We start from the raw sequence: 15,522 nt of genomic DNA, 5'->3' as shown, positions 1-15,522 counted from the left end.
TCCAGCACCTGCACCGGAACCCGTCACCGGAACCCGATGCGCCGCGCTCCCTCCCGGAACAGCGCCTCCCCGTCGGCATCGAACGGGAACGTCATCAGGAAATCCTCGAGCGAGTAGCGCGGCGCGACCTTGTAGATCGCCGCGGCCTGGGCCCGCGCCTGCTCCAGCGAGTCGGCCAGCGCCAGCGTGCAGGCGGCGATGGCGTGGATATGCGGGAAGACGTTGGGCCGCGCGGCGGCCTTGACGGCCCAGCCGGCGGCTTCCTCGAAGCGCCCGAGCCGGACCAGCGCCATCGCCCGCGTGGCCAGCATGCCGAACAGCATCGGGTCGAACGGACTCAACTGGCGCGACAGGTCCGATGAATCGATCGCCGCCTGCGGGTCGCCGGAGATCGAGCGGACGAACGACAGGTTGTAGTGCCCCAGCGCGAAGTTGGGGCTCAGGTCGATGGATTGCTCCAGCTCGCCGACGGACTCTTCCGGACGCCCCCGCAGCCACAGCGCCCGACCCATCGCCCAGTGCACCGCGGGGTCGCGGTCATCCGCCATCATGCCCTGTACCGCGGCTTCGTAGGCCTTGTCGATTTCCGGGCCGCGCTTCTCCCAGTTCTGGAACGCGTCCTGGAAATGCGTGAAGGACAGGCCGGCGTAGGCGCGCGAGAAGGTGGGGTCCAGCCGCAGCGCCGCCTGGAAGAAATGCCGGGCCATCTCGTTGTCGGCGCGGCGATACCGGTACATGTGCCACAGGCCGCAGTGGTAGGCTTCCCACGCATCGAGCGAGCCCGGTGGCTTCAGGATGGCGCGGTTGCGCTCCAGCGTCTCGATCTCGCCAGCGATGGAGGCGACGATGCGGTTGCCGACTTCCTCCAGCACAAGGAACGCATCGTCCAGCTTGTGGTGGAAAGTGTCCGCCCAGACGATCCGGGCGCTGCGTGTCTCGGCCAGTTCGACAGTCACGGTCAGGCGCCCTTCCCGCGTGCTGACGGTGCCGCCCACGACGTAGTCGACATTCAGCGTCCGGCCTGCGGCTTCCGCGCCGACATGGCGCTCATGCAGCGCGAACACGGTGCCCTGCGCGATGACAAACAGGCTGCGCAGCTTGGCAAGCCGCGTGATGATGTCGTGCGCCAGTGCATCGGCAGCGCCGCCGCGCGCCGGCACCGCGGTGGACGGGTCGACGAAAGGCATCACCGCGATGGAGCCGTGCCGGGGACCTGCCGGCGAGGCCTCGGGGGCCTCAGCGGCCTCAGAGGCGCTTGCGACCGCGGTGACTTCGACCACCGCATTGCGCCCCACTGCCCCGCCCGCCGGCGTGGCCATGGCCGCGCGCCAGGCATTGCGGATCGGCCGGCTGTCCAACCCTTCGGCCTCGAACAGCCTGGTGGTTGCGGCGACGTGCTCTTCCCCTTCGCGAAGGCGGCCCTGGCGGGCGAGCGCAGCGAGGATGGTGGCGTGCACCTGCTGGTCGAATGGCGCCAGCTCGCGCCACTTGTCCAGGTAGCCGAACGTCTCCTCCTCGGCAGCGCCCTGCGCGAGCTGCTCCAGCAGCGCGGCGTGGCAGGCCCGGAAGCGCCGCCGTTGCGCGGTGAGCCACGTGCTGAACGCCGGGCACCGCGCAAGCTCGAGGCCTTCGAGAAAATCCCCTTCGAACAGCATCGCCAGGGCGCGCTGCCGCTCCGGCGCGAGGGCGGCGACGCCTGCCTCCATGGCCTGCGAGACCGCCAGCGCATCGACAAACCCGTCTGCCAGGTCCAGCCAGATCGTGTCGCCGCTGGTGCGCAGCCGCTGCCGTGCTGCGGAATCGACCAGCTTGCGGATCCGGCTCAGGCACCAGCGCAGTTCGCCACGTGGATCGTTGGGCACCTCCCACAGCAGCTCGCAGAGCTGGCTGCGCAACACAGGCCGCGGCGCAAGCGACAGGTACGCGAGCAGCGCGCGAACTTTCCTCGACGCCGGCAGCGATAGCGCAACGCCCTGCTGCCGGACGCGGACCGGACCAAGTAGCTGGATCTGCACAGGCGGGATGCCGGCTGCGGGCGGCAGGTTCGATTCCACGGCAATTTCCACGGCGGCTACCACGCCATCTTCCACGCACGCGGCAAAAGATCGGCACCTGAACGACCTGAACGACCTGAACACAGGAAAGGAGACGGGATCATGGACACCACCGTGCATGTGCGCAGCCGCGGTCATCTCACCATCGCGCTCGCGGCCGGAGCGGTTTTCGCGCTGGGGCTGGGCCTGCGCCAGTCGCTGCCGCTCTTCATCAGCTTACTCAACTCTCATACCGGCGTCGGCTATGCCACCGTCAGCCTGGCCTTCGGCGTGTCGCAGCTGATGTGGGGGGTGGCGCAGCCGGTGGCGGGCGCGATCGCGGACCGCTGGGGGCCGCGGCCGGTGATGATCGCCGGCGCCACGCTGTTTGCCGCCGCGGTCGCGGCCACGCCGGCCGCGGACAGTGCCATCGCGCTGATGCTGCTGATCGGGGTGGCCGCCGCTGCGGGCTCTGGCGCGATCGGGCCAGCCATGCTGATGTCGGCGGCGAACCGGCTGATCCCCGAGGCACATCGCGCCCTGGCGAGCGGCATTGTCAACGCGGGCGGCTCGGTCGGCCAGTTCACGATCCTGCCCCTGACCCAGTTGCTGATCGGCTCCGCGGGCTGGCAGCCGGCCCTGGTGCTGCTCGGGGCGGCGGGCCTGGCCGCGATCCCGGCAATCCGGGCCATCACGCGCGCGGCGCCGGCCCATGCCGTCGCCCACACCGGAACCGCTGCCGGCGGCTCGGTTGGCGCGGCACTGAGGGGCGCGGTGCGCGATCCCAGCTTCCTGCTGCTCAACGCGGGCTTCTTCGCCTGCGGCTTCCACATTGCGTTCATTTCGACGCACCTGCCCGGCGTGGTGGCGCTTTGTGGAATGCCCGCCACAGTCAGCGCGTGGTCGCTGTCGCTGATCGGCCTGTGCAACATCCTGGGGAGCCTGTTCATCGGCAAGGCCATCCAGACCGTGTCGATGAAATACGCGCTGACCGCCCTTTACTTCGCACGGGGGCTGCTGATCCTGGCGTTCTTCATGGCGCCCAAGACGCCGGTGACCTTCGCGCTGTTCGCTGCCGGACTCGGCTTCACGTACCTGTCGACGGTCCCGCCGACCGTTGGGCTGGTCGCCAGGTTGCGAGGTGCCCGCTACCTGGCCACGCTGTTCGGCGTCGTCATGCTGTCGCACCAGCTTGGTGGATTCCTGGGCGCCTGGCTTGGTGGCAAGGCCTTCGAGATGACCGGCCGCTACGACTGGATGTGGCTCGCCGACATCGCGCTTTGCCTGCTTGCCGCCATGCTGCACCTGCCGATCCGCGAGGCACGCCCCCTGCCCCTCGCTGCCGCGCAGATCCAACCCACCTGAGGAGACTGTCATGCGTTCATTCCACTCGGCATCCTTGCCTGTGCCCTCCCAGACCTTCTGCCGCGAGGCCGGAGCCGGACCCGGCGTCGTCTGCATCCATGCCAATGCCGGCACCTCCGGACAATGGCGTGCGTTGATGGAACAGCTCGCCCCGCGCTTCCACGTGCTGGCGCCGGATTCCTATGACGCGGGCCAGGGTCCGCGCTGGCCCTCGGACCGGGTCATTTCGCTGCGCGACGAGGTGGCGCTGATCGAGCCGGTGCTTGGCAAGGCTGGCGCATGGCCGGCGCTGGTGGGACATTCGTATGGCGCCGCGGTGGCACTGGTCGCCGCGCTGGCGCAGCCCGGCCGCGTGCGCGCGCTCGTGCTGTACGAGCCCACGCTGTTCTCGCTGCTCGATGCGCAGCAGCCCGCGCCGAATGACGCCGATGGCATTCGCCATACCGTCGCCGCCGCGGCGGCCGCGCTCGACGCCGGCAACGAGGACGCCGCCGCCGAACACTTTATCGACTACTGGATGGGAGCGGGAGCGTGGCGGCAGACCCCCGCGCAACGCAAGGCACCGATTGCCGCGTCGGTGAAGAATGTCCGCCGCTGGGCGCACGCGCTGTTCACCGAGCCCACGCCGCTGCAGGCATTCCGGTCACTCGACGTACCGGTGCTCTGCCTGGTGGGCAAGCGCTCGATGCGGTCAGCGCATGCCGTGGCGCGGCTGCTGGCGGCGGCATTGCCGCGGGTGGAAGTGGTGGAGTTCGCGCAGCTCGGGCACATGGGCCCGTTGACGCATCCGGAGACGGTCAACCCGGTGATCGCGGAGTTCCTCGAACGCCACCGGCAATGAGCCTCGTCCGTTCATCCATCGCGGCTACAAGGCGAGCGTAAACGGCAGCAACAGTGCATTCACCAGCAGCAAGCCGAAGAAAAGGATCGCGATGGCTGCGGAGATGCTGCGTGACCGTGCGCGCCCTGGTCCCGCCGTTCGCCGTGTCCATAGGAAACCTGCCCCCATGCCGAGCACCGCCAGCCCGGAAAACACACTCTCCGCGGTCAGCGCGGCCGGGTAGGACACGGCGGGGGTGGTGTTGAAGCTTTCGATGAACGGGAGCGATTCCATTTCCCGGGCTGCCGGCGCTGGCGCAGCCGCGGGAGCCGGCTGTGCCATCACCTGCGCGATCAGGACCGCTTGCGGAGCAGGCAATGCTGCCGCCGGTGATGGATCCGGCACGGGCTGCGCAGTCGTCTCTTCATGAGCGGCGGTCAGTGCCTGGGGCGGCACCGGGGTCGGCGGGATAGGCGAGATAGGCGAGATAGGCGAGATGACTGCGGTGGCCGGCGTAGCTGGTGTGGACGAGGCCTTCGGCACCTTGGCCCGGGGCGGCGTGGGGACAGGCCGCTCCGAAGCAGTTTTCATCGAGTCCCGTTCCCGCCAGAACTTTGCGAACAGGCTTTCCAGGCAGCGCGCCGAGTCGCACGCATCACGCCGCGCACGCCACGCCGAGATGTCGCCATCGTCGATCCTGCCCTTGCGCAACATCCGCTGCTGCTCGGCGTAGATTTTCTCGTAGCGGTCGGACAACCGGGACGAATCGCAGATCAGCCCGTGGCGCTGGCGCGGCCTGGGCTCGTCAGTGGCAACAATCGTGCATCGCACGCCGGAACCGTCCGGATTGAAGCAGCGGACCGTGGATTCGCCCGGCGGCGACTTGCATGCGATGTCGGAGGCCCATGCACCGCCGACGCCGAAAAGGCACGCAGCAACACCTGCTGCAACCACCGAAACCAGGCGACCAAGGATCCTTTCCATCATGTTGCCCCATCGTGAATCGGCCCAAGGCTTTCAAGCTAGTCGCTAGTTGGTGGGTCATACAAGTGTCGGTTTTCGCAAGGCTGCACAAACGCACATGGTGCCTGGCTACGTGGGCTTTCATGTGGGTGTACGGACCACTTTGCGTGGATGGCACCGGTGATTCAGGCCGGGCGCGCCATCGCGGCGCGTCCGGCCTGCGGGCACTGCCCGGCCGTTATTCGACCGCAATACCCTTGTCGCGGATGACCTTGCCCCACTTGGCATAGTCCGCGCGGATGCGCTGGCCCATCTGCGCCGGCGCCTGGTAGCTGGCGATGGCGCCCGCCTTCAGCAGTTTGTCCTGCACGTCCTTGTCGGCCAGGATCTTGCCGACTTCGCCGGAGATGCGGTCGACCACGTCCTTGGGCGTGCCCGGGGGCGCCAGCAGGCCGCCCCACGACACTGCGTCATAACCCTTGAAGCCCTGCTCCGCAATGGTCTTGACGTCGGGCAGCATGGCGACGCGCTGAGGCGAGCCGACGGCGATGGCGCGCAGCTTGCCGGCCTGGATGTGCGGCAGCGCCGCGACCAGGTCGGCATACATGATGGGCACTTGCCCGCCGATGGTGTCGCTGATCGCCGGCACGCCGCCCTTATAGGGCACGTGCTGCATCTCGAAGCCGCCCATCTGCTTGAGCAGTTCCATGCTCAGGTGGCCGAAGCTGCCGGCGCCCGAACTGGTGTAGTTGAGCTTGCCCGGCTGCGCCTTGGCCTGCGCGATCAGCTTGGACAGGTCGGTCACGTTGGGCAGCAGCGTCGGGTTGACCACCACTACGATGGGCAGGTCATAGACCGTGGCCACCGGCGTGAAATCCTTGGTGGTGTCGTATCCCGCCTTCTTGTACAGGAACGGCGCCAGCAGCGTCGGCGTGGCCAGCATCATCAGCGTGTAGCCGTCCGGCGCGCTCTTGGCGACCTGGGCCGCGGCGATGGAGCCCGACGCGCCGGCGCGGTTTTCCACCACCACCGGCTGCTTGAGGGCTTCGCCCAGCTTCTGGCCGACGATGCGCGATGCGGTATCCGTGGGCCCGCCCGGCGGGAACGGCACGACCAGCTTGATGGGCTTGGCCGGCCACGATTGGGCGAAGGCGCCGCTGGCCAGCAGCGGTGCGGCGGCCAGCGCCAGGAGCGCGCGGCGGCGGGAGTGAACCATACGGGTAATGTCTCGAATACGCACTTTCATGTTCCAGTTGAATCAGCGCAAGGCAATCCAGCCCCCTTGCCGGGCGCGCTGCGCGTGGGCCATGGCCTGCATGGCACGACGCGCGGCGCGAATGCTCAGGCGGACGCGGGCGCGTCCGGCAGCGTCAGCACGCCGCTGGCCTGCAGCGCCTGCAGCTGCTCATCGCTCATCTGCAGCAGGTTTTGCAGCACGGCACGCGTGCCTTCGCCCAGCGTGGGCGGCGCGCTGCGGATCGGCAGGCGCTGGCCATCGAGCCGGTAAGGCGGCGCGAACACATGGGTGGTGCCGGCGACCGGGTGCGGCATCTCGCGCAGCAGGCCGCCCTGGCGCGTGCGCTCGCTGGTGAGGGCCTCGTGCAGCCCGGCCACCTTGCCGCACGGAATGCCGCAGGCGCTCATGCGTTCGAGCAGCAGGTCGCGCGCAAAGCTGCGGATCAGGCCCGTGATCAGCGGGGTCAGCGTCTCGCGGTTCCTGGCGCGCTCCACATTGGTGGCATAGCGCGGATCCTCGACGATGTCCGGACGCTCGATCACCTGGCGGCAGAACTTGTCGAACTGGCTGTTGTTGCCGACCGCAATGATCAGCGGGCCATCGGCGGCCTCGAACATGCCGTAGGGCACGATCGACGGGTGGGCATTGCCGTAGCGGGCCGGATCGCGGCCCAGCAGCATGGCGTCCAGGCCGTAGTAGCCGGTCACCATCAGGCCGCAGTCGTAGAGCGCCATCTCGATCAGCTGGCCCTTGCCCTTGCGTTCGCGGCGGAACAGTGCCGCCAGCACGGCCTGCGCGGCGTACATGCCGGTCATCAGGTCCACCACGGCCACGCCAAACTTCAGTGGCGGCGTGTCCGCTTCGCCGTTGAGCGCCATCAGCCCGGCTTCGCCCTGGATCACCAGGTCGTAGCCGGGGCGCTTGGCCTCGGGGCCGCTGCTGTTGTAGCCGGAGACCGCGCAATAGATCAGCTCGGGTTTGATGGCCTTGAGCTGCTCGTAGCCCAGGCCCAGCTTCTCGGCGCCGCCGGTCTTGAAGTTGTGGATGACCACGTCGAACTGCGGCAACAGGTCATAGACGATCTGCACGCCTTCCTTGCTCTGCAGGTCCAGCGTGATCGACCGCTTGTTGCGGTTCATGCTGTTGAAGTACGTGGTCTCGGTCTTGCCGATGCGCATGCCCCAGTCGCGCGTATCGTCGCCGCGGCCCGGGTGCTCGACCTTGACGACTTCGGCGCCGAAGTCGGCCAGGACCTGGCCGCACAGCGGGCCGGCGAACACACGCGACAGATCGAGTACGCGCACGCCCTCAAGCGGGAAGTCGATGCCTTGGGATGATTCGGGCGTCTGCAAGTCTGTCTCCTTGGGCTGTTTCGGGGTACGAGCCGTCTTTGGGAAATCGTAGCCCATGCCGGGCTGGCGGCACGCATGGCAGGCGTGGCCGTGGTGTGGCGCCATGGTGTGGCGCGTTCAGCCCATCATTCTTGCTTGGATAAATAGCCTATACAATCCCAATCGACATTGACAAAATGTTCAATGGAATTTGACAACGCGCCGAGCCAGGGTCCCAAATGCATGGCGCCCGGGCATCCGACGATGGTCGAATGCCCGGGCGCCATGCTTGCTTCACATTTGCCGGTAGTTACCTGCCTGCTTCAGTGGCTGGCTCCCTCCACCGCGCCGATGCCGGTCTCGGAGCGCAGCTCCTGCGCCTCGAAGCCGGCCTTGTCCACGCGGGCCCGCGTGGACTTGTCGGTCACCGAGAAGAACCAGATCCCCAGGAAACCGGCCGTCATCGAGAACAGCGCCGGCGACGTGTACGGGAACGGCGCGCTGCTGAAGTGGAACACGTCCACCCACACCGCCTGCGACAGGATGGTCAGCACCACCGCCGACAACAGCCCGATAAAGCCGCCAACCGTGGCGCCGCGCGTGGTGCAGCCCCTCCACAGCACCGACATGAACAGCACCGGGAAGTTGGCCGACGCCGCCACGGCAAACGCCAGCGACACCATGAAGGCGATGTTCTGCTTCTCGAACACGATGCCAAGCACCACCGCGACCAGGCCGAGGATGATGGTGGTGATGCGCGACACGCGCAGTTCGACCGAACTCGTTGCCTGTCCCTTCTTGAAGACCGTGGCATAGAGATCGTGCGAGACGGCCGAGGCGCCGGCAAGCGTCAGGCCCGCGACCACCGCGAGGATGGTGGCAAAGGCCACGGCGGAGATGAAGCCGAGGAACACGTTGCCGCCCACCGCGCTGGCCAGGTGCACCGCCGCCATGTTGATGCCGCCCAGCAACTTGCCACTGCCGTCCTGGAAGCTCGCGTTGGTGCCCACCAGCACGATCGCGCCGAAGCCGATGATAAAGGTCAGGATGTAGAAGTATCCGATCCACGTGGTGGCCCAGAACACCGACTTGCGCGCCTCCTTGGCATTGGGCACGGTAAAGAAGCGCATCAGCACGTGCGGCAGGCCGGCGGTGCCGAACATCAGCGCAATGCCGAACGAGATCGCGGAGATCGGGTCCTTGATAAAGTTGCCCGGGCTCATGATCGATTCCTGCTTGGCATGGACCTCCACCGCCTTGGCGAACAGCGCCTCGGGGCTGAAGTGATACTGCGCCAGCACCATGAATGCCATGAACGAGGCCCCGCCCAGCAGCAGGCACGCCTTGATGATCTGCACCCAGGTGGTCGCGGTCATGCCGCCGAACAGCACGTACACCATCATCAGCGCGCCGACGATGACCACGGCGACCCAGTATTCCAGCCCGAACAGCAGCTTGATCAGCTGCCCCGCGCCGACCATCTGCGCGATCAGGTAGAACGCCACCACCACCAGCGTGCCCGATGCCGCGAACGCGCGCACCGGCGCCTGCTTGAAGCGGTATGCGGCGACGTCGGCAAAGGTGAAGCGGCCCAGGTTGCGCAGCCGTTCGGCCATCAGGAACGTAATCACCGGCCAGCCCACCAGGAAGCCGATCGAATAGATCAGGCCGTCATAGCCGTTGGCATACACCGCAGCGGAGATGCCCAGGAACGACGCCGCCGACATGAAGTCGCCGGCGATCGCCAGGCCGTTCTGGAAGCCGGTGATGCCGCCGCCGCCCGTGTAGAACGCAGCGGCCGACTTGGTCTTGGACGCGGCCCACTTGGTGATGTACAGCGTGCCGAGCACGAACACCACGAACATGCCGATGGCGGTCCAGTTGGTCGGCTGGCGCACGGCCTGCCCCATGTCGCCGCCGGCGGCGAACACGCCCGCCGACAGCAGCAGCGCCGCGGCGCCGAGAATTGCGTGGCGGGCGTTCATGCGACCTCCCGCTTGATACGTTCGGTCAGCTCGTCGTAGGTGCGGTTGGCATGCTGCACATACAGCCCGGTGATGAGCACCGTGAACACGATCACGAACAGCCCGATCGGCATGCCCCACGTCATCACGCCCTCGCCCATCTTCCTGGCCAGCAGTTCCTTGTCGAAGGCGATCAACAGCACGTAGCCGTAGTAGATCACCAGCATTGCCGCGGTCAGCAGCCAGCCTAGGCGCGAACGCCTGCGCACCAGCTGCAGATAATTGGGATTGGCCTTCAGTCGCCTGACCAGATCTTCATGCATTCCTGTCTCCTGCCATCTATGCGTGGTCTTGCCGGACGCACCCGCGGCGGGACGCCGCGAGTCCGTGCTGCATAAGGTAATGGCCGCCCCTTACCTGCTTCTTACACGGGACGGAAATCGGCACCGGGTAAACGCTGAGTGAGGCGCGGGACAGGAGGCTCCGTGGCGATGCAGGTTGTTGGTTGGCATGGGCGAAGCATGCGCCGCAAGTCGGGCCGCGCCCAACACTCTTGTCATGGACGAACGGCATTTCCCCGGGTAGCGGGACGTCGGCGGCATTTTCTTCCCGCTGCATCCGGTGGCATGGCTCCTGCGTAAATGCAAGCGGACGCTGCAGCGTTCTGCCCTCTTGTTACCGTTCATCGGAGTACCGCCATGATTCGACAGTTCGCTCACACGTTCCTTGCCACCGCCGCGATCGCAGTGGCCTGCACCGCCAGCATCGCCCATGCCGCCACGCCACGCGACAGCGGGCACGCCGGCGACAAGTACGGCTATTCCTTCCGGGTCGACATGCGTGATGCATATAGCGACAGCGCACGCGCCGGCCGCTTCGACGTGTTCGCCGAAGGCGCCAGCACCGAGGCTCCGTCTGCCAATGCGCAGTCTCTCTCTGGCATGGACCGCAGCGGTGTATCTGCTGATCCGGCGCGCAAGTTCGACGTCTATTCCGACGGTGCACTGGCAGGCATGGACCGCAGTGGTGTATCGGCTGACCCGGCGCGCAAGTTCAACATCTATTCCGATGGGGCATTGGCGTAAGCAATGCCAGTATGGCCTAGCCGTACTTTCCGCCCGGCAGCGCCATCTCGATTGCGCTGATCAGTTCCTGCAGGCGCAGCGGCTTCGCGCACACCGCATCGAAGCCGCTTTCCATTGCCAGGCGCCGGTCCTGCTGGCGCGTGAAGGCAGTCAGGGCGATGGCCGGCACGCGCGCACGCGAGCCGATCACCTCCTGCGCGCGCACTTCGCGGATCAGTTCATTGCCGTCGCGGCCAGGCAAGCCGATGTCGCTGATGATCAGGTCCGGCGTGGCGTTCGCCATCTGCGCCAGGGCGTCGTCGCTGTCGCGCGCGCTGCGGACATGGGCGCCAAAGCCGGCCAGGATGGCAGTGAGGGCGGCGGCCGCATCGCTGTCGTCTTCCACCAGCACGATATCGAGTCCGTCCAGCCGCGTTGCGCTCTCGGGTGCGCCGTGGTCAGTGCCGCCGGCAGCTTCTGCCTCCACTGGCTCGGTGCCCGGCGCCAGCAGCGGGATGGCAATTTCAAAGGTGGCGCCGCGGCCGACCCCCTCGCTGCAGGCCTGCACGATGCCGCCATGCATCTCGGCCAGGCGCTTGACGATCGCCAGCCCGAGGCCCAGCCCGCCCTGCACGCGACGATCGGGGCCGTCGCTCTGGGTAAAGCGGTCGAACAGGAACGGCAGGAATTCCGGATCGATGCCGCGGCCCGCGTCGACCACGGACACGCTCAGCGTTTCCGCATCGGACTTCGCGATCACGCGGACGGTGGCGCCTTCAGGCGAGAACTTGATCGCGTTGGAGATGAGGTTCCACAGGATCTGCTGGAAGCGCGCCGGATCGAGCCACGCAGCCTGCGCCAGGTCCGGGGCGATCTGCGCCTCCAGCGACAACCGCTTCTCGCTGGCCATCAGTTGCATGCTGTCGAGTGCGGCGCGGATGAGGGTGGCCGGGTTCGCCATCTCGCGTTCCAGCTTCATCTTGCCGACATTGAGCAGCGACACGTCGACCAGGTCGGCCACCAGCCGCTGCTGGATGGCGACATTGCGCTCGATCGCGGCCAGCCCGCGGCGTCCTTCGTCCGTGCTCACGTGGCGGCCCAGCACATGGGTCCAGACGGAGATCACATTGAGCGGGTTGCGCAGCTCGTGTGAGAGGATGGCGATGAACTCGTCCTTCATGCGGTTCACGCGTTCGACGCCGGCACGCGCCGCCTGTTCGCGCTCGATCAGCTGCTCCTGCTGGCGTTCAAGGTGCAGCCGAGCGGTAGCATCAGCCACGACCGCGACCCGGTCGCCCGATGGCGTGGTAGGGGAAATGCTCCAGTCGAGGTGGACCGGCGCGCCCTCCGCGTCGAGCAGCGGGAACGATCCCTGCCAGCCCTCGTCCGCGGACACAGTGGCTTCGGCGGCGCGCGCGGCGAAGTCGCCGGGCGCGAGCGCGGTGACGGGCCGCCCGAGCAGGTCAGAGGCGGGCCTGCGCAGGAGCGTCAGCATGGCGGGATTGACGTCGACCAGCTGGCCGCGAGAGTCAAGCACGCAGATGCCGCTGGTGGCCTGCTGGTAGATCGCGCGCAGGCGTGCCTCGCTCTCGCGCAACGAGCGCTCGGCCGCGGCGGCGCGGGCCAGCGCCGAGACCGTGGCAATCAGCACCTCCGGCTCGGCGGGATGGATCAGGTAGGCCGTGGCGCCGGCATTCAGCCCGCGCGCCTTGTCGTAATCCTGCACGTAGGTGGCTGACAAATGGATCACCGGCAGCGTCGCGGTATCCGGGTCGGCACGCAGCTGTTCGCACACCTGGATGCCGTCGATATCGGGCAGGTTGACGTCGAGCACCATCACGGAAATGCCCGGCGTCCGCGCCAGGCGCAATGCGTCCAGCCCGCAATCGGCCTCGATTGTGTGGAACCCGGCGTTCTTGAGCACGCGTACGGTTGAATAGCGAGTGACCGGATTGTCGTCGACGACCAGTACGCGCGGAGGCGACGCGGAGGGTGCTGCCTGCTGCGTGGATAGCGGGTCCATGATCATGCCTTTGCCGCGCCCGCCGCCGGTGCCGCCGGATAGGTGAGCGGCAGCGTGACATAGAAGCGCGAGCCCACATCGACTTCGCTCTCGAAACCGACCCGCCCCCCGAGCACCTCGGCCAGCCGCTTGCTGAGCGCAAGGCCAAGCCCGGAGCCGCGCAGGCGGCGCTGCAGCGGCGAATCGATCTGGATGAAATCCTGGAAGACCGCGCCGTGCATCGCCGCCGGGATGCCGATGCCGGTGTCCTTGACCGAGAACATGACCTCGCCCTCGCCCACCAGCCTCGCGGAAACGCGGACTTCGCCGCGCGGCGTGAACTTGAGCGCGTTGGAGATGAAGTTGCGCAGGATCTGCGACAGCTTGCGGTCGTCGCTGTAGAGGGTCGGCACCTCGTGCGGTTCTTCGAAGATCAGCGACACCTCGGGATTGGTCAGCACCGGCTTGAACATGCCGCGCAGCGTATCGAACAGCGCGACCATGTCGAACCATGCCGGCGACACGTCGACCCTGCCCGCTTCGAGCTTGGCCAGGTCGAGCAGGTCGTTGACCATGTCGGCAAACTCCGCGGCGGTCTCGCGCACGAACATCACCTGCCGTTCCTGCTCGGTGGTGAGCGGACCGTCCACGCGATCGATCAGCAGGCGGGTGATGCTCTGGATCGCGACGATGGGGGTGCGGAACTCATGGCTCATGTAGGCCAGGAAGCGGCTTTTCAGTTCGGTTGCCTGGCGCAGCTGTTCCGCCTGGATGTCCAGTTCCGCATACAGCGCCAGCACGCCGCGGTTGGTTTCCTCCAGTTCCGCGCGCAGGCCCTCGCATTCGCGGGTCTTGACGTCCAGTGCCTCGCGCAGTTCGTCGGGGCTCAGCGGGGTGTCCGGCGGCAAGCGGGAGTAGTCGTGGCTGGCCATGCTTAATCCTCGGCGCGGCGGATCACGAGCACGGTGGCGTCATCCCGGCCCCGGCCGAACTTCCACACGATAAACGCGGCGATCAGCGTGGGGTCGTGCCGCAACAGGCTGGCATCGTCCAGTTGCCAGCGCGACTGCACGCCATCCGAGAACAGGATCACCAGTGCATGGGCCGGCCAATCCAGCACCTGCTCCTGGATGGTATGCACCTGGATTCCGGCGGTGCCATGCTGCGGCAGCAGCGTGCGGTCTGCCGTGCCGGAAATAACGCGGCCCATCACATTGCCGGCCCCGGCGAAATGGATCTGGTTGCCGCGCAGGTCCAGCCGCGCCGCGCTGACCGCCGCGCCGCGCGTGCTGCGCAGTGCCGTGTGGGCGTGTTCGATGACCTGGGACGGGCTGGCGCAGGGCATTTCGGCAAACGCCGCCAGCGCGGCCCTGGCTGCGTCGGCGGCCAGCGGGCCATGACCGAGGCCGTCGGCCAGCACCACGTCGGCGCCGCCATCGTGCTGTGCGATGGCCCAGCCGTCGCCGCTGACCTGCTCGCCGGGTGCGGCCAGGCACACCGCCCCGACCATGCAGCCGCGCACCGGCACCGCGCGCACCGGGCACCCGCCCGGCTCGCGGTCGCGGTAGAACCGCGCCAGGATGACACTGCCCTGGCCGAAGCGGCTGACGATATCGAAGTCGTCGGCCATGCGCTGAACGGCGCCCAGCCCCTGCCCGGCGCTGCCCGCGCTGGAATAGCCGTCGCGCATGCAGGCCTGCGGATCGTGCATGCCGGGCCCGTTGTCCAGCGAGATCAGCTCGATCAGCATGCCGTCGCCAGCGGCGCGGGCGCCAATGAACATCCGGCCGCCGACGGCATGGCGTACCAGGTTGCTGCAAAGCTCGTTCGCCACCACGGCGATCCGGCCCGCCAGCACGCTGTCGAAGGCCAGCCGCGCGCACAGGTCGGCCGCGAGCCGGCGGGCTTCGCCAACCCGGCTGGCGTCGTCCATGGGCAGCACGGCGGCGGGACCCTGTTCGCTACTTCCACCGAGTGACACTGACACAGGTTCCCTCCCCGACTTGGGTGCGGATGGAGAAATCGTTGACCAGCCGGCGGCTGCCGGACAGGCCCATGCCCAGGCCATTGCCGGTGGTCCAGCCATCGGTCAGCGCCAGGTCTACGTCACGGATGCCGGGGCCCTTGTCCTCGAAATGCAGCCGCAGGCCGCGGCGACCGCCTTCGTCGATGAATTCCCAGCGCATTTCGCCGCCATGGCCGTGCACCACGGCATTGCGGGCCAGTTCGCTGGCCGCCGTAATCATCTTAGTCTGCTCGACCAGCGAGAACTGCAACTGGCCGGTCAGCGTACGCACGACGGAACGGGCCTGCACGACATCGCGCTCGTCGCGCAGCGGGATCGTTCCGGTGGTGCCGAGCGCGGATTGCGTCACCTGAGCTCACCTCGCTGCGCCTTTTCCAGCAACGCCATGCCGCGCTCGACGTTGAGCGCGGTCCTGACGCCGCTCAGGGGCAGTCCCAGTTCCACCAGCGTGATCGCCACGGCCGGGCGGATGCCAACCACGACCGTGGCCGCGCCCAGGATGCGGGCGATGTCGGAAATGCCGATGAACATGCGGCCGATAAACGAATCGACCATTTCCAGCGCCGACACGTCGATCAGCACGCCGCGCGCCGTGTTCTGCTCGATGCTGGCCGCCAGGTCTTCCTGCAGCCGCAGCGCGGTCTGGTCCTGCATGTCGATCTGGATCGTGACCAGCAGGTAGGACCCCATCCGCAGGATCGGAATGCGCTCCATGCG

At 67.5% G+C, this 15,522-nt stretch carries 14 protein-coding genes; 3 read left to right on the top strand and 11 right to left on the bottom strand.

Going from position 1 to position 15,522, the window contains the following annotated elements; all coding sequences use genetic code 11:
• Positions 1 to 23 precede the first annotated feature (23 nt).
• A complete protein-coding gene (locus ACAD63_RS27285) occupies positions 24 to 2,054 on the bottom strand; it encodes a transcriptional regulator (protein ID WP_434034655.1) in 2,031 nt (676 codons plus the stop codon).
• A 102-nt stretch (positions 2,055 to 2,156) separates the two neighbouring features.
• Between ACAD63_RS27285 and ACAD63_RS27280 the strand changes: the two genes are divergently transcribed.
• A complete protein-coding gene (locus ACAD63_RS27280; protein ID WP_434034654.1) occupies positions 2,157 to 3,398 on the top strand; it encodes an MFS transporter in 1,242 nt (413 codons plus the stop codon).
• Between the two features lie 10 nt (positions 3,399 to 3,408).
• Complete coding sequence (locus tag ACAD63_RS27275; RefSeq protein WP_434034653.1) at positions 3,409 to 4,239, top strand: alpha/beta fold hydrolase; 831 nt, start codon at positions 3,409 to 3,411, stop codon at positions 4,237 to 4,239.
• Positions 4,240 to 4,263: 24 nt separating this feature from the next.
• On the opposite strand, the gene ACAD63_RS27270 is transcribed toward ACAD63_RS27275, so the two are convergent.
• From ACAD63_RS27270 to ACAD63_RS27250, 5 genes are all read right to left on the bottom strand, one after another.
• On the bottom strand, positions 4,264 to 5,205 hold the full coding sequence (locus ACAD63_RS27270) for a GntR family transcriptional regulator (RefSeq protein ID WP_135702666.1): 942 nt from the start codon (positions 5,203 to 5,205) through the stop codon (positions 4,264 to 4,266).
• Positions 5,206 to 5,419: 214 nt separating this feature from the next.
• Positions 5,420 to 6,397, bottom strand: coding sequence for a Bug family tripartite tricarboxylate transporter substrate binding protein (locus ACAD63_RS27265; RefSeq protein ID WP_434034652.1), 978 nt, complete (start codon positions 6,395 to 6,397; stop codon positions 5,420 to 5,422).
• A 125-nt stretch (positions 6,398 to 6,522) separates the two neighbouring features.
• Positions 6,523 to 7,770 (bottom strand): CaiB/BaiF CoA transferase family protein, encoded by a 1,248-nt coding sequence (locus ACAD63_RS27260; RefSeq protein ID WP_135702667.1) that lies wholly within the window; start codon positions 7,768 to 7,770, stop codon positions 6,523 to 6,525.
• A gap of 302 nt (positions 7,771 to 8,072) precedes the next feature.
• Complete coding sequence (locus tag ACAD63_RS27255; RefSeq protein ID WP_133094691.1) at positions 8,073 to 9,734, bottom strand: cation acetate symporter; 1,662 nt, start codon at positions 9,732 to 9,734, stop codon at positions 8,073 to 8,075.
• Positions 9,731 to 10,036, bottom strand: coding sequence for a DUF485 domain-containing protein (locus tag ACAD63_RS27250; protein ID WP_133094690.1), 306 nt, complete (start codon positions 10,034 to 10,036; stop codon positions 9,731 to 9,733). Before ACAD63_RS27250 ends, ACAD63_RS27255 begins: the two co-directional genes overlap by 4 nt.
• A gap of 375 nt (positions 10,037 to 10,411) precedes the next feature.
• Here ACAD63_RS27250 and ACAD63_RS27245 point away from each other — a divergent pair, with 375 nt between their 5' ends.
• Positions 10,412 to 10,798, top strand: coding sequence for a hypothetical protein (locus ACAD63_RS27245; RefSeq protein WP_434034651.1), 387 nt, complete (start codon positions 10,412 to 10,414; stop codon positions 10,796 to 10,798).
• Positions 10,799 to 10,814: 16 nt separating this feature from the next.
• Here the strand turns inward: ACAD63_RS27245 and ACAD63_RS27240 are convergent, their stop codons facing one another.
• Genes ACAD63_RS27240 through ACAD63_RS27220 form a run of 5 tightly spaced genes read right to left on the bottom strand, consistent with a single transcriptional unit; the run spans position 10,815 to position 15,519 of the window.
• Positions 10,815 to 12,800: a response regulator gene (locus ACAD63_RS27240; protein WP_434034650.1), complete on the bottom strand. Its 1,986-nt coding sequence runs from the start codon at positions 12,798 to 12,800 to the stop codon at positions 10,815 to 10,817.
• 2 nt (positions 12,801 to 12,802) lie between these two features.
• Positions 12,803 to 13,711, bottom strand: coding sequence for a sensor histidine kinase (locus ACAD63_RS27235; RefSeq protein ID WP_084254608.1), 909 nt, complete (start codon positions 13,709 to 13,711; stop codon positions 12,803 to 12,805).
• A 2-nt stretch (positions 13,712 to 13,713) separates the two neighbouring features.
• Positions 13,714 to 14,766 (bottom strand): SpoIIE family protein phosphatase, encoded by a 1,053-nt coding sequence (locus ACAD63_RS27230; RefSeq protein WP_434034649.1) that lies wholly within the window; start codon positions 14,764 to 14,766, stop codon positions 13,714 to 13,716.
• On the bottom strand, positions 14,741 to 15,154 hold the full coding sequence (locus ACAD63_RS27225; RefSeq protein ID WP_063239230.1) for an anti-sigma regulatory factor: 414 nt from the start codon (positions 15,152 to 15,154) through the stop codon (positions 14,741 to 14,743). The genes ACAD63_RS27230 and ACAD63_RS27225 overlap by 26 nt, the downstream gene beginning before the upstream one ends.
• Complete coding sequence (locus ACAD63_RS27220; protein WP_135702672.1) at positions 15,151 to 15,519, bottom strand: STAS domain-containing protein; 369 nt, start codon at positions 15,517 to 15,519, stop codon at positions 15,151 to 15,153. The genes ACAD63_RS27225 and ACAD63_RS27220 overlap by 4 nt, the downstream gene beginning before the upstream one ends.
• Positions 15,520 to 15,522 lie beyond the last annotated feature (3 nt).

Origin of the sequence: Cupriavidus sp. a3 (assembly GCF_051015765.1) — a bacterium.
GTDB classification, from domain to species: Bacteria; Pseudomonadota; Gammaproteobacteria; order Burkholderiales; family Burkholderiaceae; genus Cupriavidus; species Cupriavidus oxalaticus_A.
This window is presented reverse-complemented; position numbering and strand designations above follow the sequence as displayed.

Bases quoted from the DNA above. Each gene is read 5' to 3' on its own strand.
- ACAD63_RS27280 (WP_434034654.1), top strand. From the start codon at position 2,157: ATGGACACCACCGTGCATGTGCGCAGCCGCGGTCATCTCACCATCGCG.
- ACAD63_RS27275 (WP_434034653.1), top strand. From the start codon at position 3,409: ATGCGTTCATTCCACTCGGCATCCTTGCCTGTGCCCTCCCAGACCTTC.
- ACAD63_RS27270 (WP_135702666.1), bottom strand. From the start codon at position 5,205: ATGATGGAAAGGATCCTTGGTCGCCTGGTTTCGGTGGTTGCAGCAGGT.
- ACAD63_RS27265 (WP_434034652.1), bottom strand. From the start codon at position 6,397: ATGGTTCACTCCCGCCGCCGCGCGCTCCTGGCGCTGGCCGCCGCACCG.
- ACAD63_RS27255 (WP_133094691.1), bottom strand. From the start codon at position 9,734: ATGAACGCCCGCCACGCAATTCTCGGCGCCGCGGCGCTGCTGCTGTCG.
- ACAD63_RS27250 (WP_133094690.1), bottom strand. From the start codon at position 10,036: ATGCATGAAGATCTGGTCAGGCGACTGAAGGCCAATCCCAATTATCTG.
- ACAD63_RS27245 (WP_434034651.1), top strand. From the start codon at position 10,412: ATGATTCGACAGTTCGCTCACACGTTCCTTGCCACCGCCGCGATCGCA.
- ACAD63_RS27240 (WP_434034650.1), bottom strand. From the start codon at position 12,800: ATGGACCCGCTATCCACGCAGCAGGCAGCACCCTCCGCGTCGCCTCCG.
- ACAD63_RS27235 (WP_084254608.1), bottom strand. From the start codon at position 13,711: ATGGCCAGCCACGACTACTCCCGCTTGCCGCCGGACACCCCGCTGAGC.
- ACAD63_RS27220 (WP_135702672.1), bottom strand. From the start codon at position 15,519: ATGGAGCGCATTCCGATCCTGCGGATGGGGTCCTACCTGCTGGTCACG.